This is a genomic window from Yeosuana aromativorans (assembly GCF_014646655.1).
GTDB lineage: Bacteria > Bacteroidota > Bacteroidia > Flavobacteriales > Flavobacteriaceae > Yeosuana > Yeosuana aromativorans.
In genome coordinates this window covers 341736-355703 of the sequence record NZ_BMNR01000003.1, presented here as the reverse complement: position 1 = coordinate 355703, position 13968 = coordinate 341736, and the positions used below count along the sequence as shown (strand labels likewise).

Here is a 13968-nt window from a genome sequence, read left to right as displayed (position 1 = left end):
GATTGCAGTGGTTAGCTTTTACAAAACTTCCATTTATGGTTTTGTAAAACTATGAACGGAAAGCGCGGTGCTTTAGCAATTGCCGAAAAAAAGAAAAAATCCCAAACTGGAGCTGCTTGGGATTTTTATTATGAGATGTTGAAGCAGCCCTTCGACTTCGCTCAGGGTGACATCTTCAGCATGACAATTTTTTAGTATCTGTAATAATCTGGTTTAAAAGGGCCCTCAACCGTTACACCAATATATTTTGCTTGGTCTTCTTTAAGCTCGGTCAATTCTACACCAATTTTTTCTAAGTGTAGTTTGGCTACTTTTTCATCCAGATGCTTTGGTAACATATACACTTTGTTTTCATAGGCGTCACTGTTGGTCCACAATTCAATTTGAGCCAAAGTTTGGTTGGTAAATGAATTACTCATTACAAAACTTGGGTGGCCGGTAGCACATCCTAAGTTCACCAAACGGCCTTCGGCTAAAACGATAATATCTTTACCGTTAATGGTATATTTGTCAACTTGAGGTTTGATGGTGTTTTTGGTATGTCCGTAGTTTTTATTTAACCAAGCCATATCAATCTCGTTATCAAAGTGCCCAATATTACAGATAATGGTCTTGTCTTTAACGGCTTCAAAATGTTCTTTTCGAACAATATCTTTGTTGCCAGTAGTTGTGATGATAATATCAGCATTGGAAGCCACCGTTTCCAAACGTTTTACCTCAAAACCATCCATAGCTGCTTGTAAGGCACAGATAGGGTCAATCTCGGTAACGGTTACAATACTTCCAGCTCCTTTAAAGGAGGCAGCTGTTCCTTTACCTACATCACCATAGCCACATACAACCACTCGTTTTCCGGCAAGCATCACATCAGTAGCTCGTCTAATGGCATCAACAGCACTTTCACGACAGCCGTATTTATTGTCAAACTTGCTTTTGGTAACCGAGTCGTTCACATTAATGGCAGGCATTGGTAATGTTCCAGCTTTCATGCGCTCATATAATCTATGTACACCAGTTGTGGTTTCTTCACTTAGTCCTTTTATTCCTGGAATAAGCTCTGGGTATTTGTCCAACACCATATTGGTTAAATCACCGCCATCATCCAGAATCATGTTCAATGGTTTTCTGTCCTCTCCAAAAAACAATGTTTGTTCAATACACCAGTCAAATTCTTCTTCAGTCATATCTTTCCAAGCATAGACCGCTGTTCCTGCAGCAGCAATGGCTGCCGCAGCTTGATCTTGAGTTGAGAAAATATTACAGGAACTCCAGGTAACTTCGGCACCAAGAGCTTGCAACGTTTCTATTAAAACGGCTGTTTGAATAGTCATGTGTAAACAACCAGCAATTCTAGCGCCTTTGAGCGGTTGGCTGTTTTTATATTCTTCACGAAGGCTCATTAATCCTGGCATTTCTGCCTCGGCTAATTCAATCTCTTTTCTTCCCCAATCGGCTAAGGAGATATCTTTTACCTTATTAGGAACGTAAGCAACTGTTTTTGTGTTCATATTAGTATATTTGTATTTCAGAAATTTTTGCTGCAAAGATAACCAATAACTTTCAGAATATTAAATGCCTCTTTATAAAACCATTACCCCAAATTCACAAACTACTGTTAAAATCTGGAAGATTACGGAGTCTTATGATGATTTGTTTAAATCGGTTCATTTAAAACCAAAGAGCTTAGAGCGTGTTTTAAATATGAAAAGTGAGTTGCATCAACGAGGCTTTTTGAGTGTTAGGAAGCTTTTGGCGGAATTTGGATATGAAGATGTTGATTTACATTATGATAAACAAGGAAAGCCATATTTAAAAGACGGCAAACACATATCCATAACCCATTCGTTTACGTTTTCGGCCGTTGTGGTGAGCGACGGTATTGTAGGGATTGATATTGAAAAGCAGCGTGATAAAATTTCCATCATTGCTAACAAGTTTATTGATTATGAATTTAATTATTTGATAGAATCTGATACTGATTACGTTAAGAAACTGACCATAATTTGGTGTGTAAAGGAATCGTTGTACAAACTGTTTGTAACACCAGGGTTGAGTTTTAAGGAACACTGTTTGGTTATTCCGTTTTCTTTGGAAGACCAATCAACTGTAGCATGGATTGACTATAAAGGAATAAAAAGCCGCTACCATGTTAACTTTTTAGAGTTTGAAGGATTTACCTGTGCATATGCCTTGGCTTAAATGACAAACATCTATAAAAACATACAGGCATCAGTTGATCATAATGATAAATTATTGGCTGTCTTGGTTGATCCTGATTCTTTCGCTATAGAAAATATTGCTGGGTTTATCAGCAAAGTCAATGCTTCAATTGCCACACATATCTTTGTAGGAGGCAGTACAGTAAAAGCTGGGGTTACCCATAGTTTGGTCACTGAAATAAAAAAGCACACCCAATTGCCTGTGGTTTTGTTTCCGGGAGATATCACACAAATAACCAAGAAAGCCGACGCACTCTTGTTTTTAAGTTTAATTTCGGGAAGAAATCCAGATTACTTGATAGGTAAGCATGTGGAAGCGATTTCAGAACTCAGAAAAACCAATTTAGAAATTATCCCAACAGGATATATCCTTATTGAAAACGGTAAAACATGTACCGTACAAACAGTCACACAAACTGAGCCCATGCCTAGGAGCAACATTCAAAAAATTGTTGATACAGCCAAAGCAGGCGAATTATTGGGCATGAAATTGATGTATTTGGAAGCAGGGAGTGGTGCTTTGGAGCCTATTACAAAAGACATTATAAGTGCCGTTAAAAAGGAATTGAGCATTCCACTTATTGTGGGCGGAGGGATAAAAACAAAAAATCAACTAAATGAAACATATAATTCAGGAGCCGATTTGGTGGTTATTGGAACTGCTTTTGAAAAAGACGAATCGTTTTTTGAACAATTAAAAAAGAATCAAGAACTAAGAAGATAGAATAAAGATATTTAAGGCCTTTCTTTTATCTATTCTCTATAATCTTAAAACCATGAACATATCAGTAGACTTAACCTTATCGCCTTTGCAAGATGATTATGAAAAGCATGTCATCAATTTTATTAAAGCACTTCGTGCATCAAAATTTACAGTGTTTGAAAATCCATTAAGCACACAGATTTATGGAGACTTTGACGAATTAATGTCATTTCTGAACAAAGAAATCAAGAAATCATTTCAAGATGTTGATATTTCAGTATTAACCATGAAAATCGTAAAAACCGATAGAAGCAAATATGAACCTCATTTTTGATTTTTTTCTTGACCCGTACAGAGAAGTTCCCGCCTTTCAGATTATTTTAGAAGCCATTGCATTTGTATTTGGTATTTTAAGTGTTTGGTATGCTAAAAAGGAAAATATTTTGGTGTATCCAACGGGCATTGTATGTACAGTGATAACGGTTTATCTGCTATATATCAATCAGTATTTTGGAGACATGATGATGAACGTATACTATTCTATTATGAGTGTTTATGGTTGGTGGAACTGGTCCAGAAAAAAAGAAAATAAATATGTGGTTCCTATTTCAAGAACGACAAAAAAAGAGAAACAAATTGGAGTTTTATGGTTTATATTAACCATGATAGTTACCTATATTGTTTATAAAGGATTTGGTTATCCAATGCATATCCCAAACTATATTGATATAGTCACTTCGGGGATTTTCTTTACAGCTATGTGGTATATGGCTGTGAAGAAACTGGAAAACTGGACCTTATGGATTATAGCAGATTTGATTACTATTCCACTATATGCTTATAGAGGTTTGGGTATGTTATCACTACAGTATTTAATCTTTACTATATTAGCAATTCAAGGATATTTTGCATGGAAAGAAATCTTAAACAGCAACCGTCAAACTGCATAAAAATTGTATTGTTTGGGCCAGAATCCACTGGTAAAACAACCTTGTCGAGTCAGTTGGCACGACATTACAACTCCGTTTGGGTACCAGAATATGCGCGTGAATATCTTCAAAATAAATGGAATGAGGAGCGTAAAACCTGTGAGCCCGATGATTTATTGCCCATTGCAGAAGGACAAATGCGATTAGAAAACAGACTATCCCAAAAAACCGATACTGTATTGATTTGTGATACAGACTTGTTGGAAACAAAGGTGTATTCTGAAGCTTATTATACAGGATCCTGTGACCCTATGTTGGAAAAGTATGCATTGGAAAATACATATGATTTATATTTTTTGACTTATATTGATACGCCTTGGGAAGCTGATGATTTAAGGGATAAACCACATGAAAGAGAGAAGATGTTTAGAGCTTTTGAGGATGCTTTAATAAAGTATAATCGGCCTTATGTGTTGTTGAAAGGAGGTATGAAGGAACGATTGGATTTAGCAGTAAAACATATAGATATATTATTAGAAAACAAGAAATGATATTTTCTGAAAACGATAACGTTCAAATAGAAAACCACGGACTGACTATTGATAAAGTTAATGCGCAAATAGCGCGTATTAAATCCGGTATGGTATATTCAAATTTAAAGGAAGCGGCTACTATTGGCAATGGCATTCTTAAAATGGATAACCAGCAGGAATCTCATTATATTGAATTATTTGAAAGCAAACGAAACACATTGTCAATGGTTAAGTTTGTTCCCGCATCTGGTGCAGCTACCAGAATGTTTAAATTTTTGTTTCAATTTTTAAATGATTATGATTTAAAAAAAGAAAGTATTCAGGACTTTATAAACAGAACAGGTAATAAAAATGTAGCTATCTTTTTTAAAAACCTTGAAAAATTGCCATGTTTTGAGGAAGTTGTTCATAAAATCCATAAGGTTATCTCAAATTACAACCACTTGACTTATGATGAGCGATGTGTAGAGTTTGTAAAAACCATGTTGGATGAAGATCGGTTGAATTATAGTTTTTATCCAAAAGGATTATTGCCATTCCATAAATACAAAATCCATATTTCTACTGCTTTTGAAGAGCATTTACATGAAGCTGCTTTTTATGCGTCTACAAACAATCATGCTCATTTGCATTTCACCATTTCAAAAAACCATCAAGACAAGTTTTATGAAGAGTTGAACCACATCCTTGAAGATGTTGAGAATCAAACAGCACATACATTTGAGGTGTCTTTTTCATATCAAAAAATGGCGACTGATACCGTTGCTTTAACAGAAAGCAATGATGTTTACAGGGAACCCGACGGCACTATTTTATTTAGACCTTCTGGCCATGGTGCTTTGTTGGAAAACCTGAACGAGTTACAGCAAGATATTGTTTTTATAAAAAACATTGACAATTTGGTGGTTCAAAACCAGCTTGAAGATGCGTGCAAATACAAAAAAATGCTGGCTGGAATTTTATTGGAAACGCAAGACCAGATTTTCAAGTATTTGAGGCTCATAGATACCGGTAATCTTAATGATAATGACATTAATGATATAGCCAAATTCTTAAGCAATACCTTACATATTGATATAGCGCCAGATTTTGAAAATGCGTCTATTGAATCTAAAATATTTTTTCTTAAAGAAAAATTGAATCGGCCTATTCGTGTTTGTGGTATGGTAAAAAATGAAGGTGAACCTGGGGGAGGACCTTTTTGGGTAAAAGATGAAACGGGTAATATTTCATTGCAAATTATTGAATTTGCCCAAATTGATACCAGCCAGAAATCCCAAAAAGAGATTGTGAAAAATGCCACTCATTTTAATCCAACTGATTTGGTATGTGGTGTTCGGGATTATAAGGGGAATAAGTTTGATCTCCATGAATACGTTGATCACAAGGCAGCATTTATTACGTTAAAATCTCAAAATGGAACTGATATAAAAGCTTTTGAATTACCGGGTTTATGGAATGGTAGTATGGCCAATTGGAATTCTATTTTTGTTGAAATCCCTTTATCAACCTTTAACCCCGTAAAAACGGTAAATGATTTATTAAAGCCGGCCCATCAAGCTTAAAAATGTATAATAAAGACACCTTATTACAAGAGTTGACCTTTAAGGCCGTTAGGAGTTCTGGTGCCGGAGGTCAACATGTCAATAAAGTGTCTTCAAAAATTGAATTGGCCTTTAATCTATTAGAGTCTGAAGTGTTGAGCGATTTACAAAAAGAACGTTTACTAAAAAAATTAAGCAGCCGATTGACCAAAGGCCATGTGCTTATTTTACAATCTGATGAAAGCCGGAGCCAGCATAAAAACAAAGAACTTGTCATCAAGCGGTTTTTAGACTTAATTGAAAGCGGATTAAAGGTTCCCAAAAAGCGAATTCCAACAAAAATACCTAAGGCAGTTATCAAAAAGCGTTTAAAAAGTAAACGGCAACTATCTGATAAAAAAGCAAATAGAAGGAAACCAGATTTAGAGTAAAAAAATGTCAATTGATAATTGATAATTGACAATTGATAATTACATTTGCACTGTTCTCAAAAAAGGGGTGCCTATAAACGGCTGAGATCATACCCAATGAACCTAGAACAGGTAATGCTGTTTAGGGACGGCGATAGTCGCCAAATACATTAATAGTAACCAGAATAATTACCTCTTTTTATTCGAATAAATTTATTTATCGGATGAAAAACCTATTCAAAATTTTAGCACTTATCGTGCTATCATGCCCGGTCTTTTCGCAAGAAAAACAACAAGATTCCACAAACATCGAAACCTTGGATGCCGTCTTGGTCAAGGCTGTTAGGGTGAATGCAGATTCACCTATCACACATTCCAATGTCACAAAAGCGGCTTTGGAAAAACGAAATTTGGGACAAGATTTGCCCGTTTTATTAAATTTTATGCCCTCGGTTGTTACTACCAGTGATGCAGGAGCAGGCGTTGGTTATACAGGAATTAGAGTGCGAGGCGTTAGTGCCCAATCAACCAACGTTACGGTTAACGGAATTCCTTATAATGATGCAGAATCTCTAGGAACCTACTGGGTTGATTTGCCCGATTTTGCATCGTCTGTTGAGAGTTTACAGCTGCAACGCGGTGTTGGAACATCTACCAATGGCTCTGGGGCTTTTGGTGCCAGTATTAATATTTTAACGGATGCCATTTCGGAACAAGCAAATGCTGAAATATCCAATACTTTTGGAAGTTTTAATACCAGAAAGCATAATGTTAAGTTCAGTACCGGATTGCTGAATGACCATTTTGAGGTCTCTGGGCGTGTGTCACAGATTAAATCGGATGGTTATATTGACCGAGCGACTTCAGATTTAAAATCATATTTCCTGCAAGGTGCCTATAAAGATGGTAACACTTTGATAAAAGCGTTGGTTTTTGGAGGGTCTGAAGTGACCTATCAATCTTGGTATGGGTTTGATGCCGAAACAATTTCCTATATAGGTGAAAATCCCAATATGGATGAAAACAGACGGTTTAATATAGCAGGGATTCAATTTGATGACGCGGGAAATTTTCAAGGCTATTACAATGATCAGGTAGATGATTATAAACAAGACCATTACCAGTTGCATTGGAATGAGCGTTACAACAATAATTGGTCCACTAATTTGGGTATGAACTATACCCACGGACGTGGCTTTTATGAAGAGTATGTTGATGATTATTTATATACCAATATCTATTTTGCATCAGACTCTTCCTTTGATTTTCTAGGATTAAGTCCTATGACTGTTAATGGCGAAACGGTAAACTCAATGGATTATGTAAGAAGACGCTGGTTGGACAATGATTTTTATGTTGTTAACGCCAGTGCAAACTATAAAAACGATTATTTAGATATGTCTTTTGGAGGCTCTTACAGTGACTATTCAGGAATTCACTATGGTGAAATTATATGGGCAGAATATTCCAATGCCATTTCAAAAGGACAACATTATTACGATGGAACTGGAAAGAAAAAGGATATTAGCGCGTTTGCAAAAGCAACCTATAGATTAAATGATAAAGTCAGTTTGTATGGCGATTTACAAGTCCGAAACGTAGATTACACAACCTCAGGACAAAATTCCGATGTGGTTCCTTTCAACATTAATGAAACCTACAACTTCTTTAATCCAAAAGCAGGGATCACCTATAAATTGAATACCGTTAACAATTTATACGCTTCCTATGCCAGAGCCAATAGAGAGCCTAGCCGAAGCGATTTTGAAAGCAACCCAAACATCAAGCCAGAACAACTTAACGACTTTGAATTGGGCTGGAGACATAACACCAATAGGTTTAGGTTAAATGCCAATGTATATTATATGCATTACAATGAGCAACTGGTGCTTTCTGGTGCTATTGATAACAATGGAACACCTATTAGAACCAATAGTGGCGAGAGTTATAGATTGGGCTTGGAAGTTGATGCCGCCATTCAAGTGTCTAAACAATTGGCCATTAAACCAAATGTGGCTTTAAGCTCCAACAAAAACAAATCGACCATCGCTTCAATTGACGGAAGTTTGGTGAATTTAGGGAAAACCAACATCTCATTTTCTCCAGATATAGTTGCCGCCAATGCAATTATATTTCAACCAATAGGCAATCTTCAGCTATCGTTTTTAAGCAAATATGTTGGGGAGCAGTTTATGGGGAACACAGATTCTGAGGCATCAAAACTGGATAGTTATTTTGTGAATGATTTTAATCTTACTTATGAAATAAAACCAAATTCAATATTCAAATCTATTGTGTTTTCTGGATTGGTCAATAATATTTTTGGTGAAAAATATGCGTCAAACGGCTATTATTATACCTATGATGACGATTATTCTAATCCGGGAACTGTTACAACCATTGAAGGAGCCGGATATTATCCGCAGGCAACGACCAACTTTTTATTGGGTGTGACCTTAAAATTTTAATTCAGACTGAAAATCAAGTTGAAAAGCGGCTCTTTTGGGTCGCTTTTTTTAGTTGTTGTAAACCCTAATTATGGAACCTTGTACTTCAACATGGTAGCGAATTAAAGGATAATTCCCTGTCGTTCCTTCTCTTTTAACGCCATTTAAAATGTCATAAGAATTACCGTCATCACAATCACAAGTGGCTATGATACCTTCTACGCTAAGTGTTGAGCAAGAGCTCAAAGCATGATTGGGGTCAGTAATTTCAAAAGCATTATAATTTGAGCCTCCAGCATAGTAAAGCACAAAACCATTTATGCCATAGGGTTTGTCTAAAATAACATAATTACCAGGAAATTTCAATTGATTGAATTGCGGTAAATTAGTATTGATAAGTGTGCCAGTATCAAACTCATAGTTTGGCAAATACGGGTTTTTAATAATATCGTTATTGGCACTACAACCAGCCAAAAGAACAGAACAAACGATATAAAATAGAGACTTCATTTTTGCGGGTTTAATAATTTTCAATTTACAACATTAAACAAATTGAGTTAAATATTTTGTATATTTGTGTCTAATCTCGTGTGAACGGGATTTTTTTATTCTGAATTATTTTCGGAATGTAATAATTAAACGATGAAGTTATGAGTAAAGTATCGTATTACACTGCAGAAGGTTTAAAAAAATTAAGAGACGAGCTTAAACAATTAAAAGATATTGAGCGTCCGCGTGCGTCAAATGCTATAGCAGAGGCCAGAGATAAAGGCGATTTAAGTGAAAACGCCGAATATGATGCGGCCAAAGAGGCCCAAGGCATGCTTGAAATGAAAATCTCTAAGCTAGAGGAAGTGTTGGCCAACGCCCGGGTTATTGACGAATCGCAATTGGATGTGTCAAAAATATTGGTACTTTCAAAAGTTAAAATCAAAAACCAAACCAACGGGATGGTGATGGATTATACATTGGTGGCAGATGGTGAAGCCAACTTGGCAGCCGGAAAAATTTCAGTAAATTCCCCTATTGGTAAAGGGCTGCTGGGGAAAACTGTTGGTGATGTTGCCGAAATTCAAGTGCCAAACGGCGTTTTAAAGTTTGAAATCTTGGAAGTTTCCAGATAATTGTAAAACGTACCAAAGTAAATTCTTATATTTATATAGTAATTCAATCTCTCAAGTAATGGCTTCAATTTTCACTAAAATAGTCAACGGAGACATTCCATGTTATAAAGTAGCAGAAACCGACGAGTTTTTGGCTTTTTTGGATGTTAACCCAAATAGTGAAGGACATACATTGTGTATACCTAAAAAAGAAGTTGATAAATTATTTGATTTGGATGAAGCAACCTATAACGGATTAATGGCGTTTTCAAGACGTGTGGCTATTGCCATAAAAAAAGCCATTCCTTGTAAGCGTGTTGGCATGACCGTTATTGGTTTGGAAGTGCCTCACGCCCACGTGCACTTAATTCCATTACACACTATGGATGATGCCCGTTTTATCAAAAAGGTGTCATTAACCAAAGAAGCCTTTCAAGAAACAGCCAAAGCCATTAACAAGTATTTATAGGTTGGGGTATATTGTTAAAATAAGAATTGTAAAGGCTATTAAAACCACCGCAACAATAATTATCCAACTCTTTTTTTTCAAATAAGTAGATGTTTTTTTGGGAACAACTGTTTTTTGGTGATATTCAAAAACACGTTCAATTTCATCTGTCCATTGCACCGGATAAATGGTAGTGTGGCATCTGTCACATTCAATGCTATTTGTAATATCAGAGGTTATTGATTTGTAAAAACTGTTCTCAATAATTGCCTGCTTAAAAGTAAGAACCAATCCTTTTTTACTGTAACAAACCGGACAGTTATTATTTAATCTAACCTCTTTTATGGGGATTTGTTTTTCAGTCATCTAGGCACGTTTTAACATGATTTGTATGGTAGTTCCTTTGCCCAGTTCAGAATGCAATACCTTTATTTTTCCATTGTGGAATTCCTCAATAATGCGTTTGGTAAGTGATAGACCCAGACCCCAACCACGTTTTTTGGTAGTATAACCAGGCTCAAAAATAGTGTTGAATTTATTTTTAGGAATCCCTTTTCCTGTGTCGGTCACATTGATTTTTATGGTGTCTTCAAGTTCTGAAATGGCAATGGTGAGCTTACCTCTTCCTTTCATGGCATCAATGGCATTTTTCACTAAGTTTTCAATGGTCCAGCCGTACAGTTGTTTGTTGAGGTTTACCATAATCTCACCATTTGGGGTTATGATTTCAAACTCCACAAGATTGGAGGAACGTACTTTTAAATAGCTATAGGCATCAATGGTTTCTTTAATAATATCTTGGGGCTCTAGTGTAGGAACTGAGCCTATTTTGCTAAACCGCTCGGTAATGGTTTTCAATCTGTCAACATCCTTTTCCATTTCAACAATATAATCTGGATTTATGTTTTCGCTTTTTAAAATTTCGGTCCAACCAATTAAGGAGGATAACGGTGTGCCTATTTGATGTGCTGTTTCCTTGGCCATACCAGACCAAAGTTTGTTTTCGGTGGCATTTTTATTGCTTCGGTAAAAGAAGTAAACCACGGCTCCAAAAAGTACAATAATCAACAATAAAGCTAATGGGTAGTATTTTAATTTGTTGAGTAAATCGGAATCGCCGTAATATATGGTTGACAAGACTTCGTTATTGTAGGTGATTTCAATAGGTTTGTTTTCGCTTTTAAATTTAGAAATCAGTTTGTTGACATAACTGGAGTCCTTTACTTTATTTTCATTGATATTGTTATAACTGTAAAGGCTTCCATCTTTGTTGATGACCAACATGGGCGTTGTTTTGTTACTGCTCAAAATTTTTAAAGGAAGGTCTAAGTTGGCATTGGTATCACTGTTGATAAAGTCACTTTGAGCCTCGGCCCAGATATCCATTTTGGTGCGCTCTTCGGCTTTAAAGTTTTGAAAAAATACATAGGTATTCCATAAAATAAGGGAAATAATGATGAAGGATATCCCTATCATAACCCATCGAATGGTGTTTTTGTATTTTGTAAAATTCATTAAAACCAAATTTGAACATGAATATAATGCAAATCTGTTAATATTATTGTTCAAGATGTTAGTAAATCGGTTTTTAGTTGAATATTAGATTGGTTACATTTGTGGAAACTTAAAAGCTAAATGCTGTCATTTGATCCTAAAGACATGCCGACCAATATCTTGCACAGCTATTTGCTAAGTGCTGTTTCCCCTAGGCCAATTGCGTTTGCAAGCACTATGGATAAGGACGGGAATCCTAATTTGTCACCCTTTAGTTTTTTTAATGTATTTAGTTCCAATCCGCCTATCATGGTTTTTTCGCCATCAAGACGCGTACGGAATAATACAACAAAACACACGTTAGATAATGTAGAGGCTATAAAAGAAGTGGTGATTAATGTGGTAAATTATGAGATTGTACAGCAAATGTCATTGAGCAGTACCGAGTACCCTCAAGGTGTTAATGAGTTTGAAAAAGCGGGGCTAACCATGTTAAAATCAGATGTGGTTAAACCGTTTCGGGTGGCCGAATCACCTGTTCAGTTTGAATGCAAGGTTAATGACATCATTAAGTTAGGGACAGAAGGAGGAGCTGGAAATTTAATCATTTGCGAGGTTGTAAAGTTTCATGTTTCAAAAGATGTTCTCAATAAAGACGAATCCATAAACCAGAAAAAACTGGATTTAGTGGCTAGGGCAGGCGGCAGTTTATACAGTAGGGCCAACAAAGGTTTTTTTGAAATCCCAAAGCCATTATCTGCTTTAGGTATTGGAGTTGATAATTTGCCAGAGGATATTAAAAACAGTATGGTTTTGACGGGGAATGATTTGGGCATGCTTGCAAACGTGGAAGCTATTCCAAGTAAAAACGAAGTTGAAGCCTTTATAAATAGTTTAGGGGAACGGTATCCTAACATAAAAAGCGCCACGCACAGAGAGAAACACAAACTGGCACATAATTATTTAAGTTACGGCGATGTAACTAGTGCTTGGAATATATTATTGAGTTAAGAAAACAGAGTAATTAATAGATAAAAACAGATTTAATGGAAGTTCAAGGAAGAATAAAAATGATAGGTGAAACCCAAACCTTTGGAAATAATGGTTTTAGAAAACGAGAAATTGTAGTGACTACAGAAGAACAATATCCACAACATATCATGGTGGAATTTGTGCAAGATAAAACCGATTTGCTAAACAATTATAAAGAAGGCCAGCAAGTAAAGATAAGCATCAATTTACGAGGCAGGGAATGGGTAAACCCTCAAGGTGAAACCAAATATTTTAACTCTATCCAAGGATGGAGAATAGAAGCCTTACAAACAGAGGCGGGTGATTCTAGTTTGCCGCCAGTGCCTCCAATGGATGCTTTTGAACCGGCAGGTGATTTAAATGAAGACGATCACGACGATTTGCCTTTCTAATAAATTCCTGTTAAAAAGGAACACAATAATATTAAACCTCAATGTTAATTTTAACATTGAGGTTTATTACTTTTAGGAATCTTATGAAATACCTCACCAAGCATACGCCTTTTCCAAACGTCTCAGAAGCTACTGAAGATGGGTTGTTGGCCATTGGTGCCGATTTGTCAACCGATAGATTATTGGATGCTTACAAACAAGGTATTTTTCCGTGGTTTTCAGAATGGGATCCTATTTTATGGTGGTCACCAAACCCACGCTTTGTTCTATTTCCAGAGAAATTAAAGATTTCAAAAAGCATGAAACAAGTACTTAGAAATAATGACTTCACCGTTACTGTAAACAAAGATTTTAAAGCAGTTATTAAAGCATGTTCTAGTGTAAACAGGCCTGGCCAAGATGAAACCTGGATAACAAACGAGATGATTGATGCTTATGTAAAGCTGAATGAATTGGGATATGCCAAATCAGTTGAGGTTTGGAAAGTAGATGATTTGGTTGCGGGTTTGTATGGCGTTGATGTAAACAATGGTGTGTTTTGTGGTGAGAGTATGTTTACAAAAGAAAGTAACGCCAGTAAAGTAGGTTTCATAACGTTTATTAAAAACACCAATTATAAATTGATAGATTGTCAAGTGTACACTAAGCATTTAGAAAGTTTGGGCGCCGAAGATATTTCTAGAGCGCATTTTTTACAATATTTAAAAAATTAGA

General features: G+C 35.9%; 18 protein-coding genes. 14 read left to right on the top strand and 4 right to left on the bottom strand.

Translation table 11 applies throughout. From position 1 onward, the window contains the following. Positions 1-51: 51 nt before the first annotated feature. A complete protein-coding gene (locus IEW94_RS08545) occupies positions 52-195 on the top strand; it encodes a hypothetical protein (RefSeq protein WP_188651988.1) in 144 nt (47 codons plus the stop codon). Here the strand turns inward: IEW94_RS08545 and ahcY are convergent. Then, positions 192-1508: an adenosylhomocysteinase gene (ahcY, locus tag IEW94_RS08540; RefSeq protein WP_188651986.1), complete on the bottom strand. Its 1317-nt coding sequence runs from the start codon at positions 1506-1508 to the stop codon at positions 192-194. The genes IEW94_RS08545 and ahcY overlap by 4 nt on opposite strands. A gap of 64 nt (positions 1509-1572) precedes the next feature. Here ahcY and IEW94_RS08535 point away from each other — a divergent pair, with 64 nt between their 5' ends. The 8 genes from IEW94_RS08535 (at position 1573) to IEW94_RS08500 (ending at position 8806) form a co-directional block, all read left to right on the top strand. Further along, a complete protein-coding gene (locus IEW94_RS08535) occupies positions 1573-2199 on the top strand; it encodes a 4'-phosphopantetheinyl transferase family protein (RefSeq protein WP_188651984.1) in 627 nt (208 codons plus the stop codon). Next, positions 2200-2943 (top strand): phosphoglycerol geranylgeranyltransferase, encoded by a 744-nt coding sequence (locus tag IEW94_RS08530; protein WP_188651982.1) that lies wholly within the window; start codon positions 2200-2202, stop codon positions 2941-2943. A gap of 52 nt (positions 2944-2995) precedes the next feature. Next, complete coding sequence (locus IEW94_RS08525; RefSeq protein WP_188651980.1) at positions 2996-3256, top strand: thiamine-binding protein; 261 nt, start codon at positions 2996-2998, stop codon at positions 3254-3256. Then, positions 3240-3872 (top strand): nicotinamide riboside transporter PnuC, encoded by a 633-nt coding sequence (gene pnuC, locus IEW94_RS08520; RefSeq protein ID WP_188651979.1) that lies wholly within the window; start codon positions 3240-3242, stop codon positions 3870-3872. Before IEW94_RS08525 ends, pnuC begins: the two co-directional genes overlap by 17 nt. Continuing rightward, positions 3833-4402, top strand: coding sequence for an AAA family ATPase (locus tag IEW94_RS08515; protein WP_188651977.1), 570 nt, complete (start codon positions 3833-3835; stop codon positions 4400-4402). Before pnuC ends, IEW94_RS08515 begins: the two co-directional genes overlap by 40 nt. After that, positions 4399-5949 (top strand): DUF4301 family protein, encoded by a 1551-nt coding sequence (locus IEW94_RS08510; RefSeq protein ID WP_188651975.1) that lies wholly within the window; start codon positions 4399-4401, stop codon positions 5947-5949. The genes IEW94_RS08515 and IEW94_RS08510 overlap by 4 nt, the downstream gene beginning before the upstream one ends. A 2-nt stretch (positions 5950-5951) precedes the next feature. Beyond that, a complete protein-coding gene (gene arfB / locus IEW94_RS08505) occupies positions 5952-6359 on the top strand; it encodes an alternative ribosome rescue aminoacyl-tRNA hydrolase ArfB (protein ID WP_188651973.1) in 408 nt (135 codons plus the stop codon). A gap of 203 nt (positions 6360-6562) precedes the next feature. Next, positions 6563-8806, top strand: coding sequence for a TonB-dependent receptor (locus IEW94_RS08500; RefSeq protein WP_188651972.1), 2244 nt, complete (start codon positions 6563-6565; stop codon positions 8804-8806). Between the two features lie 48 nt (positions 8807-8854). On the opposite strand, the gene IEW94_RS08495 is transcribed toward IEW94_RS08500, so the two are convergent. Next, a complete protein-coding gene (locus tag IEW94_RS08495; protein ID WP_188651970.1) occupies positions 8855-9295 on the bottom strand; it encodes a hypothetical protein in 441 nt (146 codons plus the stop codon). Positions 9296-9435: 140 nt separating this feature from the next. Between IEW94_RS08495 and greA the strand changes: the two genes are divergently transcribed. Then, positions 9436-9909: a transcription elongation factor GreA gene (greA, locus tag IEW94_RS08490; protein ID WP_188651968.1), complete on the top strand. Its 474-nt coding sequence runs from the start codon at positions 9436-9438 to the stop codon at positions 9907-9909. A 58-nt stretch (positions 9910-9967) separates the two neighbouring features. Next, positions 9968-10357: an HIT family protein gene (locus IEW94_RS08485; protein WP_188651966.1), complete on the top strand. Its 390-nt coding sequence runs from the start codon at positions 9968-9970 to the stop codon at positions 10355-10357. On the opposite strand, the gene IEW94_RS08480 is transcribed toward IEW94_RS08485, so the two are convergent. Then, complete coding sequence (locus IEW94_RS08480; protein WP_188651964.1) at positions 10352-10702, bottom strand: hypothetical protein; 351 nt, start codon at positions 10700-10702, stop codon at positions 10352-10354. The two genes, IEW94_RS08485 and IEW94_RS08480, sit on opposite strands and share 6 nt — an antisense overlap. After that, positions 10703-11851: a sensor histidine kinase gene (locus IEW94_RS08475; protein WP_188651962.1), complete on the bottom strand. Its 1149-nt coding sequence runs from the start codon at positions 11849-11851 to the stop codon at positions 10703-10705. Between the two features lie 120 nt (positions 11852-11971). On the opposite strand from IEW94_RS08475, the gene IEW94_RS08470 reads away from it, so the two are divergent. From IEW94_RS08470 to aat, 3 genes are all read left to right on the top strand, one after another. Continuing rightward, the gene (locus tag IEW94_RS08470; RefSeq protein ID WP_188651961.1) at positions 11972-12841 is read left to right on the top strand and encodes a flavin reductase family protein; all 870 of its coding nucleotides are present in this window, start codon (positions 11972-11974) and stop codon (positions 12839-12841) included. A 35-nt stretch (positions 12842-12876) separates the two neighbouring features. Next, on the top strand, positions 12877-13254 hold the full coding sequence (locus tag IEW94_RS08465) for a DUF3127 domain-containing protein (RefSeq protein WP_188651959.1): 378 nt from the start codon (positions 12877-12879) through the stop codon (positions 13252-13254). Positions 13255-13337: 83 nt separating this feature from the next. Continuing rightward, the gene (aat, locus tag IEW94_RS08460) at positions 13338-13967 is read left to right on the top strand and encodes a leucyl/phenylalanyl-tRNA--protein transferase (protein ID WP_188651957.1); all 630 of its coding nucleotides are present in this window, start codon (positions 13338-13340) and stop codon (positions 13965-13967) included. Position 13968: the final 1 nt, after the last annotated feature.